At 52.0% G+C, this 17314-nt stretch carries 17 protein-coding genes; 8 read left to right on the top strand and 9 right to left on the bottom strand.

The genetic code is table 11. From position 1 onward, the window contains the following. Positions 1-58: 58 nt before the first annotated feature. On the bottom strand, positions 59-532 hold the full coding sequence (locus tag LGV68_RS15570; RefSeq protein ID WP_020329414.1) for an MgtC/SapB family protein: 474 nt from the start codon (positions 530-532) through the stop codon (positions 59-61). 100 nt (positions 533-632) lie between these two features. Next, positions 633-1655 (bottom strand): EF-P beta-lysylation protein EpmB, encoded by a 1023-nt coding sequence (gene epmB / locus LGV68_RS15575; RefSeq protein WP_020329415.1) that lies wholly within the window; start codon positions 1653-1655, stop codon positions 633-635. 32 nt (positions 1656-1687) lie between these two features. Here epmB and efp point away from each other — a divergent pair, with 32 nt between their 5' ends. Beyond that, complete coding sequence (efp, locus tag LGV68_RS15580) at positions 1688-2254, top strand: elongation factor P (protein ID WP_020329416.1); 567 nt, start codon at positions 1688-1690, stop codon at positions 2252-2254. 113 nt (positions 2255-2367) lie between these two features. Here efp and frdD read toward each other — a convergent pair whose 3' ends face one another. From frdD to frdA, 4 genes are read right to left on the bottom strand one after another with little or no spacing between them, the layout of a single operon-like run. Continuing rightward, a complete protein-coding gene (gene frdD, locus LGV68_RS15585; RefSeq protein ID WP_020329417.1) occupies positions 2368-2730 on the bottom strand; it encodes a fumarate reductase subunit FrdD in 363 nt (120 codons plus the stop codon). A 10-nt stretch (positions 2731-2740) separates the two neighbouring features. Continuing rightward, positions 2741-3124, bottom strand: coding sequence for a fumarate reductase subunit FrdC (gene frdC / locus LGV68_RS15590; RefSeq protein ID WP_020329418.1), 384 nt, complete (start codon positions 3122-3124; stop codon positions 2741-2743). A gap of 2 nt (positions 3125-3126) precedes the next feature. After that, positions 3127-3867, bottom strand: a complete 741-nt coding sequence (locus LGV68_RS15595) for a succinate dehydrogenase/fumarate reductase iron-sulfur subunit (RefSeq protein ID WP_020329419.1) — start codon at positions 3865-3867, stop codon at positions 3127-3129. After that, entirely contained in the window at positions 3867-5672 is a 1806-nt protein-coding gene (gene frdA, locus LGV68_RS15600) for a fumarate reductase (quinol) flavoprotein subunit (RefSeq protein ID WP_020329420.1), read from the bottom strand. The genes LGV68_RS15595 and frdA overlap by 1 nt, the downstream gene beginning before the upstream one ends. A 306-nt stretch (positions 5673-5978) precedes the next feature. Between frdA and epmA the strand changes: the two genes are divergently transcribed. The 5 genes from epmA to cysE all read left to right on the top strand — a co-directional run bounded on the left by epmA (position 5979) and on the right by cysE (position 10331). Next, complete coding sequence (gene epmA, locus LGV68_RS15605; protein ID WP_154183954.1) at positions 5979-6953, top strand: elongation factor P--(R)-beta-lysine ligase; 975 nt, start codon at positions 5979-5981, stop codon at positions 6951-6953. A 170-nt stretch (positions 6954-7123) separates the two neighbouring features. Continuing rightward, a complete protein-coding gene (locus tag LGV68_RS15610; RefSeq protein WP_020329424.1) occupies positions 7124-7558 on the top strand; it encodes a rhodanese-like domain-containing protein in 435 nt (144 codons plus the stop codon). Between the two features lie 162 nt (positions 7559-7720). Further along, entirely contained in the window at positions 7721-8191 is a 471-nt protein-coding gene (secB, locus tag LGV68_RS15615; protein ID WP_020329425.1) for a protein-export chaperone SecB, read from the top strand. Between the two features lie 190 nt (positions 8192-8381). Next, positions 8382-9416: an NAD(P)H-dependent glycerol-3-phosphate dehydrogenase gene (gene gpsA, locus LGV68_RS15620; protein WP_024373665.1), complete on the top strand. Its 1035-nt coding sequence runs from the start codon at positions 8382-8384 to the stop codon at positions 9414-9416. 93 nt (positions 9417-9509) lie between these two features. Then, positions 9510-10331 (top strand): serine O-acetyltransferase, encoded by an 822-nt coding sequence (cysE, locus tag LGV68_RS15625; protein WP_020329428.1) that lies wholly within the window; start codon positions 9510-9512, stop codon positions 10329-10331. 58 nt (positions 10332-10389) lie between these two features. On the opposite strand, the gene LGV68_RS15630 is transcribed toward cysE, so the two are convergent. The 3 genes from LGV68_RS15630 to argE form a co-directional block, all read right to left on the bottom strand. Next, a complete protein-coding gene (locus tag LGV68_RS15630; protein ID WP_020429311.1) occupies positions 10390-10929 on the bottom strand; it encodes a PadR family transcriptional regulator in 540 nt (179 codons plus the stop codon). 356 nt (positions 10930-11285) lie between these two features. Continuing rightward, positions 11286-13919 carry a phosphoenolpyruvate carboxylase gene (gene ppc / locus LGV68_RS15635; protein ID WP_252535652.1) on the bottom strand — a complete coding sequence of 878 codons (2634 nt, stop codon included), beginning with the start codon at positions 13917-13919 and terminating at the stop codon, positions 11286-11288. 229 nt (positions 13920-14148) lie between these two features. Then, positions 14149-15285: an acetylornithine deacetylase gene (gene argE / locus LGV68_RS15640; RefSeq protein WP_252535653.1), complete on the bottom strand. Its 1137-nt coding sequence runs from the start codon at positions 15283-15285 to the stop codon at positions 14149-14151. 156 nt (positions 15286-15441) lie between these two features. On the opposite strand from argE, the gene argC reads away from it, so the two are divergent. Together argC and argB are read left to right on the top strand one after the other, a co-directional pair. Then, the gene (argC, locus tag LGV68_RS15645) at positions 15442-16446 is read left to right on the top strand and encodes an N-acetyl-gamma-glutamyl-phosphate reductase (protein WP_032081689.1); all 1005 of its coding nucleotides are present in this window, start codon (positions 15442-15444) and stop codon (positions 16444-16446) included. A 9-nt stretch (positions 16447-16455) separates the two neighbouring features. Then, positions 16456-17247, top strand: coding sequence for an acetylglutamate kinase (gene argB / locus LGV68_RS15650; RefSeq protein ID WP_020429303.1), 792 nt, complete (start codon positions 16456-16458; stop codon positions 17245-17247). The last annotated feature ends 67 nt before the right edge of the window (positions 17248-17314 follow it).

Genomic DNA, 17314 nt, shown 5'->3' on the forward strand with positions numbered 1-17314 from the left:
CGTTGGTTGAATGAAAAAAGCGTTGCCTGTGAGCAACGCTTTTTTATTTCTAGGGAGTTTAATGGCGGCGGCGAAAACGCTGATGTACGCCGCGGCGCAGACCCTGAAAGGTATTTTCGACCTTATCCACCCCGTACAACACGCACAGCACCAATAGGGTAATCACCACCGATTGCAACTGATACCCCAAACCAATCATCAGCCCGAGCGCGGCCAACACCCAGATCACTGCCGCGGACGTCACACCGTGAATCTTGCCATCCTGAGTCATCATCACGCCCGCACCAAGAAAGCCGACGCCGGTAATGATCTGGCCCAATACGCGCGCCTGATCGAGCGTGTTGGGGGAGAGCGATACCGCCATTGCCATAAACAGATAGGTTCCGGAAATAATCAGAATCGAGGTTCGAATGCCGACGGGCTTGCCGCGCGTTTGGCGCTCAATGCCAATCAGCAAACCGTTAATCGCGCAGCACATCAGCGCTGGCCAACTGAACGGGCCAAAATCAAAAACAGTATCCAACGAAAACATAATGGCCTTAAACGTACTGAGGAACAAAAACGCGCAGTATGCGCGCAATCAGAATCCGAAGCGAATAAAAGCTTTTAGTGGTGTGGATAACGGTTACTTGTTACTCAAGGTGAAGATCGAGAGGGGTTTTACTCTTACGGCCGCCAATCTCACGCGTTAAGGTTGGTACTAGATAACCGGAGACGCGTTCCAGCAGCCCGCTCATGATGGCTTTGGCGTCTGCATCGCTGATGTAGAAATGGGCCGCGCCCTGCACTTTATCCAACACGTGCATGTAGTAAGGCAGAATGCCGGCATCAAACAGGGTTTCACTCAGCGCCACTTGCGCTGCAACGCTATCATTCACACCTTTGAGCATCACGCCTTGATTCAGCAGGGTAACATTGACCGCACGCAGGCGTGCCATCTGCTGTTTGAGTTCGAGATTGATTTCGTTGGCGTGGTTGATGTGCGTCACCAGTACCACCTGAAGGCGGGTATTCGCCAGCAGTTCTACCAGTTCATCGGTCACTCGGGCCGGAATCACCACGGGCAGGCGCGAGTGAATGCGCAGGCGTTTGATGTGGCTGATGGCGCCGATACGCTCAATCAGCCAGCTCAGTTCCTGATCTTTGGCCATCAGCGGATCGCCACCGGAAAGGATGACTTCATTGAGCTCTGGTTGCGAAGCAATGTAATCCAGGCTTTGCTGCCATACCGCTTTGCTGCCTTTGTTGTCGGCGTAGGGAAAGTGACGCCGAAAACAGTAACGACAGTTAATCGCACAACCACCTTTGACGATCATCAGCGCGCGGTTGCGATACTTATGCAACAAACCAGGTACGGTGTTGTTCTGCTCTTCGAGCGGGTCTTCGGAGTAGCCCGGATGGACCTCAAACTCTTCACTGAGCGGCAGTACCTGACGCAACAGCGGATCGTACGGATTGCCTTTTTCCATCCGATCGACAAAACTTTGCGGCACCCGCTGCGCAAACAATTTGCGCGCGTCAAAGCCGTTTTGCCATGGCTGAGGATCGATGCCGAGCTGCTGAAGTAATTGAGCAGGATCGGAGATCCCATTCGCGAGCTGTTGGATCCAGTTTTGCTCAACAGAATCGACTTTTCGGGTTATGATGTGCGGCATTAACTTTAACTCGAAGAATGTAAGAGGAAATAATGGCTACTGTTAGCACGAATGAATTTAAAGGCGGTCTTAAAATTATGCTTGATAATGAGCCGTGTGTCATTCTCGAAAACGAGTATGTAAAACCGGGCAAAGGTCAGGCGTTCAACCGCGTACGAATCCGTAAACTGCTTTCTGGTAAAGTTCTGGAAAAAACATTCAAGTCTGGTGACACTGTTGAAGTTGCCGACGTCATGGATATCGACCTGGACTACCTGTACAACGACGGTGAGTTCTATCACTTCATGAACAACGAAACGTTCGAGCAGATCCCAGCTGACATGAAAGCGGTTGGCGAAAACGCAAAATGGTTGGTAGAGAACAACACGTGTACGCTGACTCTGTGGAACGGTAACCCAATTTCAGTCACGCCACCAAACTTCGTGGAACTGGAAATCACTGAAACTGACCCAGGCCTGAAAGGCGATACTCAGGGTACAGGTGGTAAACCAGCAACACTATCAACTGGTGCAGTTGTGCGTGTTCCACTGTTCATCCAAATCGGTGAAGTGATCAAAGTTGACACTCGCAGCGGCGAATACGTAAGCCGCGTGAAGTAAGTTAACGCTTGATAAAAAAACCAGCGCTTAGCGCTGGTTTTTTGTTGCCTGAAAAGGAATTGAGCACAAAAAAAGGCAGGTGAGATACCTGCCTTTTGCGTTTTTACAGCGTGTTAGATCATGAAGATAAACACAACAGCCAGCGCTGAAATGATGCCCGCAAAGCCGTAACACGCGATTTTACCTGCCACTCCAGTGTGGAATTTCAGGTCATGCATGCCGTGGTGCACGCGGTGCATCGCATGCCACATCGGTAGCGCCAATGTGCCGATCACAAACAGCGCGCCGATGATGCTGGTGACAAAGCCAGACACACGTTCGTAGCTCATCGCTTCAGCATCAATGATGCCGAGCGGCGCAAGGATACCCAACACCAGAATGGTCACTGGCGTGATCATGGCAAACCAAGTACCACCGGCACCAAACAGGCCCCACCATACGGGTTCGTCTGAACGTTTTGGATTGGTATTAATCACAATAGGCTCCTTACACCACGAAGAGAACAATCAGTGAGATGAAAGCTACCGCTGCCCACTGAGTCAGTACGATGATTTTCTTGTCCAGCAACTTGCCGTTGAGGCGAATTGGCACCACCTGCGGCATCATGCTGAAGAAGGTTTGCGCATGGAACAGGCTGCCTGCCAGCGCAACGATGTTGATCGCGATGACGATTGGGTTCGCCATGAAGGCCAGCCAGCTATCCCACGCTTCAGGCCCTTTCACCAATGCACCCAGACCGACGGTCAGGAACAGGGTAAACAGGATGAGCGGCAGTACGGTCGCTTCACGCACCATGTAGAAGCGGTAGAACGGATGATCTTTCCACCAGGTACGTTTCACTTCACGAACATAAGGTTTACGATTACTCATCCTCAGGCCTCCTGTGGTTTCAGCATTGCAATGACGAAGTCCATGGAAGACTCCACTTTGCCTTGGTTTACCGCAGCTGCTGGGTCAACGTGTTTTGGACACACTTCAGAGCAGTAACCGACAAACGTACAGCCCCAGGCACCGTTTTCGCCGTTGATCAGCTTCATACGCTCGGCTTTACCGTTGTCACGGCTGTCGAGGTTGTAACGATGAGCCAGTGTCAGAGCCGCAGGGCCGATGAACTCTGGGTTCAGACCGAACTGAGGACAGGCTGCGTAGCATAGACCGCAGTTGATACAACCAGCGAACTGTTTGTATTTCGCCATCTGCTCCGGCGTTTGCAGGTTGGTGCCGTCTTCCGGTTTACGATCGTTACCGATGATGTAAGGTTTGATGGCTTCCAGACGCTCGATGAACGGGGTCATGTCAACAATCAGGTCTTTCTCGATCGGGAAGTTCGCCAGTGGCTCGATTTTCACGCCGTCTGGGTAGTCACGCAAAAAGCTCTTACATGCCAGCTTTGGCACGCCGTTGACCATGATGCCGCATGAACCACAGATCGCCATACGACAAGACCAGCGGTAAGACAGATCTTTATCCAGATGGTCTTTCACATAACCGATCGCGTCCAGTACCGACATGGTTTCATCAAACGGAACTTCAAACCCTTGTAGATGTGGTTCTGCATCTTTTGCCGGGTCGTAGCGCAGGATTTCCACTTTTTGAATGCGGTTCGCTGACATTATTTCTGCTCCTCTACGCTCTTCTCTGCTTCGGCCGCTGCGGCTTTCTCTGCCGCTTCACCGTATAGACGTGCTTTTGGCTGAGATTTTGTGATGGTGACCGCGCTGTAATCGATCTTCGGTGCATCACCGTTTTGGTAGAACGCCAGCGAGTGTTTCAGGAAGTTCACATCGTCACGCTCTGTGCAGCCATCGTCGAGACGTTGGTGCGCGCCACGGGATTCTTTACGCAGCAGCGCAGAGTGAACCATCGTTTCCGCGACTTCCAGGCCGTAACCGACTTCGATGGCGTACAGCAGGTCAGTGTTGAACACTTTACCTTTGTCTTTAATGCTGATGTGCTTGTAGCGCTCTTTCAGTTCAGCCAATTTCTTAATGGTCTCTTCCATCAGATCTTCCTGACGGTAGATACCACAACCCGCTTCCATGGTATGGCCCATTTCAGTACGGATGTCAGCCCAGTTTTCGTCGCCTTCTTGGTTCAGCAGTGCCTGGATGCGTGCTTCAACCGCTTTCACTTGCTCGTCGATGGCGCTGTCATTCCAGCCTTGGAAGGCTTCTGCGCGTTTCACGGCGTGTTCACCCGCGACGCGACCAAACACCACGAATTCAGCCAGCGAGTTAGAACCGAGACGGTTTGCACCGTGCAGACCGACCGATGCACATTCGCCTACCGCGAACAGACCCTGAATACGCGTTTCACATTCGCCGTTGGTTTCGATACCACCCATGGTGTAGTGCACGGTCGGACGAATTGGAATTGGCTCTTTCGCCGGATCGACGTTGACGTACGCTTTCGCCAGTTCACAAATGAATGGCAGACGTTCTTGCAGATATTCTTCGCCCAGATGACGCAGGTCGAGGTGCACCACATCACCCAGTGGGTGTTTGATGGTGTTGCCTTTTTGCTGCTCATGCCAGAACGCTTGAGAAACTTTGTCGCGTGGACCCAGTTCCATGTATTTGTTCTTTGGCTGCCCAACCGGTGTTTCCGGTCCCATACCGTAATCTTGCAGGTAACGGTAGCCGTTTTTGTTGACGATAATACCGCCTTCACCACGACAACCTTCGGTCATCAGGATACCAGTGCCTGGCAGACCCGTTGGGTGGTATTGCACGAATTCCATGTCACGCAGTGGAACGCCGTGGCGATAAGCCATCGCCATGCCGTCTCCGGTTACGATGCCACCGTTGGTGTTGCAGTGATAAACACGGCCTGCACCGCCAGTCGCCAGCACGACAGATTTCGCTTTGATGGTCACCAGTTCACCTTCTGACATGTGAATGGCGATCAGACCCTGCACTTCGCCGTCAACCACCAGTAGGTCAACCACAAAGTATTCGTCAAAGCGTTTGATTTGAGGGTACTTCATTGAAGTCTGGAACAGGGTGTGCAGCATGTGGAAACCGGTTTTATCGGCCGCGAACCAAGTACGTTCGACCTTCATCCCACCAAAACGGCGCACGTTGACCTCGCCGTTTTCTTTACGGCTCCAAGGGCAACCCCATTGCTCCATTTGGATCATTTCGCGTGTCGAGTTCGCAACGAAATATTCAACAACATCCTGTTCACACAGCCAGTCGCCACCGCCAACGGTATCGTTGAAGTGGTTGTCCAGGCTGTCTTCTTCCTTGATAACTGCTGCGGAGCCACCTTCTGCAGCGACCGTATGAGAGCGCATTGGATAAACTTTGGAAATAAGCGCGACTTCCAAGTTCGGGTTTGCTTCAGCCGCTGCAATAGCAGTACGAAGACCAGCGCCGCCGGCGCCGATGACTGCGATATCTGTGGTGATAGTTTGCACAGTTATCCTCCAGTGTAGTGAGTTTTTTATTGGGACCAGACAACGGTCCCTGATTATTATTCGCAGCTTGTTCGATATGAAGGGAAGCTTCTTCTCGGTACTCGCTACTTTCCACTTGTACCAAAGTGGTAGGGCTAGTGTAGAAGAGGAGTAGGCTGAAAAAATTGATTCTGTTGGGCTTTTGCTTCGGTAATGCAAGTGCGAGCATACTTATTCCTCTTTGTGTGATTTCGATCACGCACGGGTTTGGATTTTTTCTACTTCAGAGTAAAATCGGCCTCCTCTGTGATTATGTGAAGACCGAATATGAGCAAGTCAGAATGGATGCCGACCGCATCAATTGAGCAACTCAAACAACGTGCCACGCTGCTGCGTAGCATTCGTCAGTTTTTTGCTGAGCGTGATGTGCTGGAAGTGGATACACCAGCGATGAGTCATGCCACCGTGACCGATGTGCATCTGCATACTTTTCAGACCGAATTTGTCGGCCCGGGTTACGCCGACGGACGTAAGCTGCACTTGATGACCAGCCCGGAATTTCACATGAAGCGCTTGCTGGCTGCCGGCAGTGGTTCGATTTATCAGATGGGGAAAGCGTTCCGTAATGAAGAAAACGGCCGCTACCACAACCCTGAATTCACCATGCTGGAGTGGTATCGAGTCGGGTTCGACCATCACGATCTGATGGATGAGATGGATGCGCTGTTGCAAATGACGTTGCAAACCGGCCCCGCCGAACGCATGACCTACCAGCAGGCCTTTCTTGATGTGCTGGGCGTGTGCCCGCTGGAAGGCTGCATGACCGAGCTCAAGCAGGCCGCGGCAACGCTGGGGCTGAGCGATATCGCCGAGCCGGAACAGGATCGCGATACATTGCTGCAATTACTGTTTAGCATGGGTATTGAAGCGAAGATTGGTCAGCACGTGCCGGCATTTGTGTATGATTTCCCGGCCTCGCAAGCGGCGCTGGCGAAAATTAACCCGAACGATGCGCGTGTGGCGGATCGCTTCGAGGTCTACTTCAAAGGTATTGAACTGGCGAACGGTTTCCACGAACTGGATAACCCTCGCGAACAGCTGGCGCGCTTTGAAGCCGACAATGCCAAACGCATCGAAATGGGGCTTACGCCACAACCGATTGACTATCATCTGATTGCCGCGCTGGAAGCCGGGTTGCCCGAGTGTGCTGGTGTGGCGCTGGGTATCGACCGTTTAATCATGCTGGCGCTGGGTGAAGATCATATTGATACAGTTACCGCGTTTCCGTTTCCACGTGCGTAACACAGACAAACTGGCTGACCCCGAATGAAGACGGTTGGCCAGTTGGCAGCCTGACGAGGATCATTTTCGTGGCCTAAGTCAGCGATTCTGCGCGGTAAGCGCTCGCGTCAGGCTGGCAACCTCGTTATACTCTTTGGCTGTTTTGATCCACCATTGCAAGAGCGCAGGATATGCAAGAATACATTCAGTTTTTCCAACAGAACATGATCCTATCACTGGCCTGGGTAGGTATTTTGGTGGCGTTGATCGTCAGCATCTATAAATCATCAACGGCTGCTTACAAAGAAGTGACCGCTTCTCAGGTGACGCACCTGATGAACCGTGAAAACGGTGTGGTGGTGGATATTCGCACCAAAGAAGATTACAAACGTGGTCACATTACCGACGCAGTTCACATTTTACCGTCGGACATCAAAGCCGGTAACCTGGCTGCCCTTGAAAGCCACAAATCTGACCCAATCATCGTAGTATGCAAAACTGGTCAGACAGCGCGTGAAAGTGCTGAGCTGCTGGCGAAAGCAGGCTTTGCAAACGTCAACCTGCTGAAAAATGGTCTGGTAGCTTGGAACGAAGCGAATCTACCTCTGGTTCGTGGCAAAAAATAATCGGTCACGAACGTTCTGTAACAGGCGCTGAATAAAATGTCGGCGCCTGAAACCAAGAGTTGTGATGCTTGGCACGGATTGGGTTTCCCCTCTAGTGATCCCGCCTGCTCTCGGTTAGTCTCAGGACAATGACTCGAAATTCTCTGTATTAAGGACAAAATCATGGCTGAAGCAGCACAACAACAAGCTCCACAACAAAACTTCGCAATTCAACGCATCTACCTGAAAGATGTATCTTTTGAAGCACCAAACTCGCCAACGATGTTCCAAAAAGAGTGGAACCCAGATGTGAAACTGGATCTGGACACGCAAAGCCGTGAACTGGGCGACGGTGTATACGAAGTGGTGCTACGTCTGACTGTGACCGTGAAAAACGCAGAAGAAAACGCATTCCTGTGTGAAGTACAACAAGCGGGTATCTTTACTGCAGACCAAATGGAAGCTGGCCAACTGGCACATTGCCTAGGTGCATTCTGCCCGAATATCCTGTTCCCATACGCGCGCGAAACTATTGCTAGCCTGGTTGTGAAAGGTACGTTCCCACAACTGAACCTGGCGCCAGTGAACTTTGACGCTCTGTTCATGAACTACCTGCAACAACAAGCTGCACAAGGTGAAGAAGCGCAAGCATAAGCTGCCGCTTCTCACTGCATGCCTCTCTTCACCATAGGCGTTGAGGGGCAACGCTAATGCACAGCGCATCTTCCTAGCATGGTGCGATGTGCATTTTTGTTTTTACCCCCGGAGAAATACCAAGCTGCGTCTGCATGCCAAGGTGTTTTGGGTATAGAATTAGAACAACTGTTATCCATCAGGCGGAACAATGACCGATTCACACACAAACAATGCCTACGGTAAAGCGATTTCAATGACCGTCATTGGCGCGGGTTCGTACGGTACGTCACTGGCCATCTCTCTGGCTCGTAATGGCGCGAATGTCGTGCTGTGGGGACACGATCCCGAGCATATGGCGCAGCTGCAAGCTGATCGGGCGAACCACGAGTTTCTGCCGGGTATCGATTTTCCACCGTCGCTGATCATTGAGTCTGATCTGCAAAAAGCGGTGCAAGCGAGCCGCGATCTGCTGGTGGTTGTACCGAGCCATGTGTTTGCGATTGTGCTTAAGAATCTGCAACCTTACCTGCGTGAAGACACTCGTATCTGCTGGGCAACCAAAGGTCTGGAACCGGAAACCGGACGCCTCCTGCAGGACGTGGCTCACGAAGTGTTGGGCGAATCGCACCCGCTGGCGGTGCTATCGGGTCCGACGTTTGCTAAAGAGTTAGCCATGGGGATGCCAACCGCTATCTCGGTTGCATCACCGGATGCGCAGTTTGTCAAAGAGTTGCAGGAGAAAATTCACTGCAGCAAAACGTTCCGTGTCTATGCCAACAGCGATTTCATCGGTATGCAGCTTGGCGGCGCGGTGAAAAACGTGATTGCGATTGGCGCGGGGATGTCTGATGGTATTGGGTTTGGTGCCAATGCGCGTACCGCACTGATTACCCGTGGTCTGGCGGAAATGACTCGCCTGGGCGCAGCACTCGGCGCGCAGCCGGAAACCTTTATGGGCATGGCTGGACTCGGTGATTTGGTGCTGACCTGTACCGATAACCAATCGCGTAACCGCCGCTTTGGTCTGGCCTTAGGTCAAGGTAAAGATGTCGATACGGCACAGCAGGAAATCGGCCAGGTGGTGGAAGGTTATCGCAACACCAAAGAGGTGTGGCTGCTGGCTCAACGCATGGGTGTTGAGATGCCAATAGTTGAACAAATTTATCAAGTATTGTATCAAGGAAAAGACGCACGTATGGCAGCACAAGATCTGCTGGCGCGCGATAAAAAAGCAGAACGATAACCACAGCTTCTAAGCTGCTTGGCATTTTTTGAAGGATTAAAAGAGCGACCCGGCGTGAGGCCATGCCGGGAAAAGCCCGAGGCAGAGTGATCAATGAAACAGTGCGCACAAAACAAAGTCTGGCAGACCATCATTAATGAGGCCCGCGAGCAGTCAGAGCAGGAGCCGATGCTGGCGAGCTTCTACCATGCGACCATTATTAAACATGAAAGCCTGTCGGCGGCGCTGAGTTATATTCTGGCGAATAAGCTCAATACCGCGTCGATGCCGGCGATGGCTGTGCGTGAAGTGGTGGAGGAGGCGTTTGCCGCCGATCCTAAAATTACTGAAGCGGCGGCGTGTGATATTTGTGCGACAGTGAACCGCGACCCGGCAGTGTCCATGTATTCGATGCCGCTGCTGTATCTTAAAGGCTATCATGCGCTGCAAGGCTACCGAGTGGCTAACTGGCTATGGCGCCAGGGACGTCAGGCGTTGGCGACCTACCTGCAAAACCAGATTTCTGTCGCGTGTCAGGTGGATATTCACCCGGCAGCGCGTATTGGCCGCGGCATCATGCTCGACCACGCTACTGGTATTGTGATCGGTGAAACGGCGGTGGTGGAAGACGATGTGTCTATTCTGCAAGACGTGACGCTGGGTGGTACTGGTAAAGAGTGCGGCGACCGTCACCCGAAAATCCGCGAAGGGGTGATGATTGGTGCCGGGGCGAAAATTCTTGGCAACATCGAAGTTGGCGAAGGGGCGAAAATCGGCTCGTGCTCGGTGGTGTTGCAACCGGTTCCGCCGCACACCACTGTGGCCGGTGTACCTGCGCGTATCGTCGGTCGTCCGAAAACCGACAAACCTTCACTGGATATGGACCAGAACTTTAACGGTCGCTCACAAACCTTCATCGGTGGCGACGGTATTTGATCCGCCGGTTACAGACAACAAAAAAGGGATGGTGCTGAGCATCATCCCTTTTTTCTGTTTACGCCATGGCGTCCAGCTCAGCGACCACTTCTTCGGCCCACTGAATCCAGGCCTGACGCACCAGCAGATTGCGGCGCAGAGTCAGACGCTCAAGACGTTGCTGCTTGTCCATGACCGCTGGATTAGCATAGTACGCCGCTTCGATTTCTTTGTAATGTGCGACCAGTTTGCGTGACTCTTCCACCAGTTCAGCAAGCTGAACACGGTATGGGTCGGCTGGCTGAACGGCACAAGCCATCAATTTAGCACTGAATTCATCCCTTACTGTCGGATGCGCGGTTGGTTGATCGAACCATTCGCCCAGAGCACTGCGGCCAGAGTCCGTGATCGAATAAACTTTACGATCCGGTTTGCCTTCCTGAGGTTCCAGTACGCAAGTTACCAGGCCTTGCTGACCCATCTTGTTCAGTTCGCGGTAAACTTGTTGGTGGCTGGCTTTCCAGAAATAGCCAATGCTTGCAGAAAACTCTTTAGTGATGTCGTATCCGGTTGCATCGCGTGTGCTAAGAACAGTAAGGATAACGTGTGGTAATGACATGTCTTCAATCCAAATGGTTAATAAACTTCTAACAGTAGACTCAGCCATCGTGCATACTTCTATTGGTACACTAAGATTCTGGGTTTGAGTCTTGCCAGCAACGGAGTGCTGTCCTTGTCACCTTTAAAGCCGTTTATCACCTAGGATTGATATGTCTTTGCATATCGGACTGCGACTTGTAGTGTTTGAATAGATGTCGCAGAGGAGCAGTAGTATATCTAAATAATAAGCATAAAGTAGAATACAATGACGTTTTTCATAAAAAAACTGATATTATTCTCAATAAAATCATCCCAAAAAATAAAAGACCGCCATTTGGCGATCTTTTGTTAACAATTGGATTTTTATGCTGGTAATCAGCCAGTATTGCGCATACCTGCTGCGATACCCGCAATCGTCACCATCAACGCTTCTTCCAGTTCCGGATCCGCATCCTGAGATTGACGCGTACGGTACAACAGTTCGGCCTGAAGCATGTTCAATGGCTCCACGTAGATGTTGCGCAGACGAATTGACTCATGGCCCCACGGATCGCTCTGCATCAGGTTCTCATTGTTCTCTACGTTGAGCACCGTCTTAATGTCTTTTTGCAGTTGATCGCGCAGACGCTGACCGAGTGGACGCAGTGATTCATCCACCAGACGCTCATCATAATAACGTGCAATGTCCATGTTACATTTGGTGTACACCATCTCTAGCATACCCAGGCGGGTCGAGAAGAACGGCCACTCACGACACATCTCTTCCAGCAGTGCTTGATGACCCTTATCGATCGAATATTGAATCGCTTCACCGGCACCCAGCCAGGCTGGCAGCACCAGACGGTTCTGGCTCCAGGAGAAGATCCATGGAATCGCACGCAGGCTCTCTACGCCCCCGTTCGGGTTACGTTTTGCCGGGCGCGAACCGAGCGGCAATTTGCCCAGTTCCAGTTCTGGCGTGGCCTGACGGAAGTACGGGACGAAATCCGGCTCGCCGCGCACCACGGCGCGATAAGCTTCGCATGAGACTTCCGACAGCACGTTCATCAGATCGCGCCATTCCTGTTTTGGCTCTGGTGGTGGCAGCAGGTTCGCTTCCAGCACTGCACTGGCGTACAGGCTGAAGCTGTTGACCGCCACTTCCGGTAGACCGAGTTTAAAGCGAATCATCTCACCCTGTTCCGTCACGCGCAGACCGCCTTTGAGGCTTTTCGGTGGCTGAGACAGCAGTGCTGCGTGCGCAGGAGCGCCGCCACGACCAATGGTACCGCCACGGCCGTGGAACAGGGTCAGTTCAACACCCGCTTCTTCGGCCACTTTAACCAGTGACTCCATCGCGTGGTACTGAGCCCAACCCGCCGCCATGACACCGGCATCTTTGGCTGAGTCAGAGTAGCCAATCATCACCATCTGATGGTTCTGAATGAAGCCACGGTACAGATCGATCCCCATCAGTTGGGTAATGACTTTTTCAGCGTTATTGAGGTCGTCCAGCGTTTCAAACAGCGGACATACGTCCATACGGTAAGGGCAGCCGGATTCTTGCAGCAGCAGGTGAACCGCCAACACGTCGGATGCGGTGCGCGCCATCGAAATGACGTAAGCGCCAAACGCCTCACGCGGTTGCGCGGCAACGATTTTACAGGTGTCGAACACTTCTTTGACCGGTGCTGACGGCTCCCAGTCACGCGGCAACAGCGGACGTTTTGAGGCCAGTTCGTTGGTCAGGAAGGCAATCTTATCCTGTTCGCTCCACTGATTGTAATCACCGATACCAAGGTAACGAGTCAGTTCAGACAGCGCATCGGCGTGGCGAGTACTTTCCTGACGAATGTCGAGGCGTACCAGATGAACACCGAACGCTTTGACGCGGCGCAGGGTATCGAGTAGTGAGCCGTCGGCGATCACGCCCATGCCACATTCATGCAGGGATTGGTAACACGCGTACAGAGGGTCCCACAGCTGGCTGACATTCTGCAGCGGTGCTTTCACTGCCAGCTTCTGGCCGTGAATTTTCGCATCCAGAATTTCCAGTGTTTCCTGAAGCAGGGAACGAACGCGTTTCAGTACCGCGCGGTACGGTTCATGTTCTTCTTCACCAGCCTGCGCGCGCAGCGCATCATTGCACTTGGTCATCGACAGCTCGGCAACCAGCTCGTTAATGTCACCCAGATAAAGGTCCGCGGCTTTCCAGCGCGACAGGAGCATTACTTCACGTGTGATGGAGTGGGTGACAAACGGGTTGCCGTCGCGGTCACCGCCCATCCACGATGAGAAGTGCACTGGGCGGGCATCAATAGGCAGGCCTTCGTCCAGATACTCTTTTACGCTCTCATTCAGTTCACGCAAAAATTCTGGCACGGCTTGCCACAGTGAATTCTCAACCACAGCGAAGCCCCATTTGGCTTCATCCAGCGGGGTTGGACGCTGTTTACGGATGACATCAGAATGCCAGCCCTGGGCAATCAACTGTTCTAAACGACGCTCAGTTTTTAGGCGTTCTTTAGAAGAAAGATCGCTCAGTTCCAGTTTGGACAGACATTCGTTAATTTTGACCAGATTGTTGATCATGGTGCGACGGGTGATTTCCGTCGGGTGCGCAGTCAATACCAGTTCAATATTCAGATCGCGAACCGCCTGCGCGGTATCCAGCTTGCTGATGCCGTTCTGGCTCAGTTTGCTGAACAGCGAATGCACCGCATCCGGTTCACACACATGCTCTTCGCAATGACGCGAAATGGTGTGGTACTGATCGGCGATATTGGTCAGATTCAGGAATTGGTTGAAGGCGCGAGCGACCGGAGTCAGCTCATCGTTATTCAGGCTTTTAATCTCTTCAATGAGATTCTCGCGGTCAGCTTGATTGCCGGCGCGGGCAGATTTAGAAAGTTTTCGGATGGTCTCCACTTTCTCTAAAATAACGTCACCATCCGCATCCTGGATAGTCTGACCCAGTAGTCGACCGAGCATGCTCACGTTACTTTTGAGCGCGGCGTATTTTTCGTTCATTGTCATCCTGCCTTGTAAAAAAATTACATCCATTGTTCTTTTCTTTAAGTACACAATCTAACGAAATTTGTCTAGTGCCGTCAAACGCAGCAGACTAAGATTCCATTTATTTCTCGGTTGGATCTTTTGAACATCTGTTAGGATAAATATCCATTTTTGTTGAAATTTTCTTACAAAAAGCCCTGAAGGGTAAAACCGCCTCAGGGCCACGTAACAGCTTGTTCACACTTTAAAAGCAGTATTTGACCATGGCTTTGGACAGCACATTGATGGTCGGATCGATAAAGTCAAATGCCAGAAATTCGTCCGGCTGATGTGCCTGATCGATTGAGCCCGGGCCTAAGACTAAAGTCGGACACAGCCCTTGCAAGAACGGTGCTTCCGTACAGTAGTTAACGGTTTGTGGTTCATGACCACAAATTTCACTTACTCCGGTAATAAACGGATGATCGTGCGCGCATTCGTAACCTGGAATCGCTTCGTGCAGCGGCTCCAGTTCGATACGGCCCGGCCATTTCTCTTGCACCTCTTTCAGCGCGCCGCGCAGCATATTATCCAAGCCATCCAAACTGATGCCCGGCAGCGGACGTACATCGTAATGCAGTTCACAGCAGCCACAGATACGGTTGGGCGCATCGCCGCCGTGAATATGGCCAAGGTTCAGCGTAGGGGTAGGAATTTCAAATCCCGGATGATGGTACTCTTTCACCAACTTATCGCGCAGTTGCATCATCGCAAACAGCACTTCGTACATGATCTCAATCGCGTTCACACCCAGTGCCGGGTTGGATGAGTGGCCCGATTTACCTGTCACCCGAATGGCGTTGGCCACATGACCTTTATGGCCGTGGATCGGTATTAAGCTGGTCGGCTCACCGATGATGCAGTAATCCGGTTTGAACGGCGCGTTTTGCGTGAAGTGGCGCGCGCCCAGCATGGTAGTTTCTTCATCACAGGTCGCCAGCACATACAACGGCTTGCTCTGCTTGCTCCAGTCCACCTTCTTCACGGCTTCATAAATAAAGGCAAAGAAGCCTTTCATGTCGGCGGTGCCGAGCCCGTAAAAACGGTTGTTATCCTGCGTGAGCGCATGAGGATTGTAGTTCCAGCGCCCTTCATCAAACGGAACGGTATCACTATGGCCAGCCAGTAACAGGCCGCCTTCACCTTCGCCCTTTTTGGCGATCAGGTTCTGTTTACCCGGCGCAACCTGATCAATCTCTACTTTAAAGCCGAGATCGGCCAGCCAGCCTGCCAGTTTGGCAATCACCTGCTCATTACCTTGGTCCCACTTGGGATCCGTGGCGCTAATCGACGGGGTCGAAATCAAGCCTTCATAGACTTCGAGGAAACTGGGTAATTGCATATTATCTTCGCTCCTACTATTGACAGAATAACGCTGAAAATGTAAAACACATATTAAATCACTTTTAATGAATAAAAAACCGATTAAAGTGGTCTTTTTTGAAATTAATAGTCAGTTTTAAATGTTGTTATTCACCTTCTTTTTGGATGTTTTGAGATGCTAAAAACCACCATCATCGGCGCAAGCGGTTATACCGGAGCAGAGCTCGCTCTTATGGTTCACAAACACCCAGAGCTCACGCTATCAGGTTTATACGTTTCCGCCAACAGCGCAGATGCCGGAAAGTCGATTGCTCAATTGCACGGCAAACTGGCTGGGCTGGTGGATATGCCCGTCCATGCGCTGTTGGATGTAGAGCAGGTGGCCAAAGCGTCGGACGTGGTGTTTCTTGCGACCGCGCATGAAGTCAGCCATGACCTAGCGCCAGTGTTTCTCGCCAACAACTGTCAGGTATTCGACCTGTCAGGTGCGTACCGCGTGCAAAGTGAAGGTTTCTATCAACAGTTTTATGGCTTCGAACACCAGCATGGTGACTGGTTGTCTGAAGCGGCTTACGGACTGGCCGAGTGGAATCAGGAAGCTATTCTTAATAGTCAGCTGATCGCAGTTGCGGGATGCTACCCAACCGCATCGCAACTGGCGATTAAGCCGCTGCTGGTGGCGGGCCTGGTGGATAAATCTCAGTGGCCAGTCATCAATGCGGTAAGCGGTGTTTCCGGTGCCGGGCGTAAAGCCAGCATGACCAACAGCTTTTGCGAAGTCAGCCTGCAGCCTTACGGTGTGTTTACCCATCGTCACCAGCCTGAAATCGCGACGCATCTCGATTGCGATGTGATTTTTACTCCGCATCTGGGCAACTTTAAGCGTGGCATTCTGGCCACCATCACGATGAAGCTCGCCGCGGGTGTGACGGCGGCTCAGGTTGCTAAAGCGTTTGAGCAGGCATACCACGGCAAACCAGCAGTGCGTCTGCATACCAGCACACTGCCAAGAATTCAGGATGTGGAATTCACACCTTTCTGCGATATCGGTTGGAAAGTGCAGGGTGAGCACATCATCGTCGTTTCGGCGATAGACAATTTATTGAAAGGTGCATCGAGTCAAGCGATGCAGTGTTTAAACATTCACTACGGTTTCGATGAACTAACCGCTTTGGTGTAAGGGTTAAAAATGACGGATACAAAGCAAAATCCATTGGTGATTAAGTTAGGTGGTGCCGCTCTGTCGTGTGCAGAGACACTCAGCAAGCTTTTCGGCGCAATCGCCCAGTATCAAGCCCAAGCACAGCGACGAATTGTGATCGTACACGGCGGTGGTTACCTCGTGGACGAACTGATGGAAAAACTGCAGCTGAAAACCGTGAAAAAAGACGGTTTACGTGTGACGCCTTATGACCAGATCCCGGTGATTGCCGGAGCATTGGCGGGGACAGCGAACAAAATGCTGCAAGGGCAGGCGATCAAAGATGGTCTCAATGCGGTGGGCCTGTGTCTGGCTGACGGCGGCCTGTGTCAGGTGGTCGAGCTGGATCCGGAACTGGGCGCGGTGGGCCTGGCGAAAGCGGGCGATGCCAAGATTGTTGAAGCGCTGCTGACGGCGGGTGCACTGCCAATCATCAGCTCAATCGGCCTGACCGCTGAGGGGCAGATGATGAACGTCAATGCTGACCAGGCAGCGGTTGCCGTTGCTGGCGCGCTGGACGCAGAGTTGGTGCTGCTGTCGGATGTGAGTGGTGTGTTGGATGGCAAAGGTCATCTGATCCCAAGCATGGATGAGAAGCAGGCGGATGCCCTGATTGCCGGCAAAGTGATTACTGACGGCATGATCGTTAAGGTCAAAGCAGCGCTGGAAGCGGCCAAAGATCTGGGCCGCCCGATTGAAGTGGCGACCTGGCGCTATCCGGAAAAGCTGGCCAAGCTGTTCGCCGGACAAAGCATCGGCACGCAGTTTCTGCCTGAATAAACGAATTGAAATAACAAACGAATTAATGGACATAAACCTGAGCACTGACCGCCAAGCGCAGAGCCAG

It is taken from the genome of Vibrio sp. LQ2 (genome assembly GCF_023920125.1).
GTDB classification, from domain to species: Bacteria; Pseudomonadota; Gammaproteobacteria; order Enterobacterales; family Vibrionaceae; genus Vibrio; species Vibrio fluvialis.

Coding starts and splice junctions, on each gene's coding strand:
- LGV68_RS15570 (WP_020329414.1), bottom strand. CDS start 532: ATGTTTTCGTTGGATACTGTTTTTGATTTTGGCCCGTTCAGTTGGCCA.
- epmB (WP_020329415.1), bottom strand. CDS start 1,655: ATGCCGCACATCATAACCCGAAAAGTCGATTCTGTTGAGCAAAACTGG.
- efp (WP_020329416.1), top strand. CDS start 1,688: ATGGCTACTGTTAGCACGAATGAATTTAAAGGCGGTCTTAAAATTATG.
- frdC (WP_020329418.1), bottom strand. CDS start 3,124: ATGAGTAATCGTAAACCTTATGTTCGTGAAGTGAAACGTACCTGGTGG.
- LGV68_RS15595 (WP_020329419.1), bottom strand. CDS start 3,867: ATGTCAGCGAACCGCATTCAAAAAGTGGAAATCCTGCGCTACGACCCG.
- epmA (WP_154183954.1), top strand. CDS start 5,979: ATGAGCAAGTCAGAATGGATGCCGACCGCATCAATTGAGCAACTCAAA.
- LGV68_RS15610 (WP_020329424.1), top strand. CDS start 7,124: ATGCAAGAATACATTCAGTTTTTCCAACAGAACATGATCCTATCACTG.
- secB (WP_020329425.1), top strand. CDS start 7,721: ATGGCTGAAGCAGCACAACAACAAGCTCCACAACAAAACTTCGCAATT.
- gpsA (WP_024373665.1), top strand. CDS start 8,382: ATGACCGATTCACACACAAACAATGCCTACGGTAAAGCGATTTCAATG.
- cysE (WP_020329428.1), top strand. CDS start 9,510: ATGAAACAGTGCGCACAAAACAAAGTCTGGCAGACCATCATTAATGAG.
- LGV68_RS15630 (WP_020429311.1), bottom strand. CDS start 10,929: ATGTCATTACCACACGTTATCCTTACTGTTCTTAGCACACGCGATGCA.
- ppc (WP_252535652.1), bottom strand. CDS start 13,919: ATGAACGAAAAATACGCCGCGCTCAAAAGTAACGTGAGCATGCTCGGT.
- argE (WP_252535653.1), bottom strand. CDS start 15,285: ATGCAATTACCCAGTTTCCTCGAAGTCTATGAAGGCTTGATTTCGACC.
- argC (WP_032081689.1), top strand. CDS start 15,442: ATGCTAAAAACCACCATCATCGGCGCAAGCGGTTATACCGGAGCAGAG.
- argB (WP_020429303.1), top strand. CDS start 16,456: ATGACGGATACAAAGCAAAATCCATTGGTGATTAAGTTAGGTGGTGCC.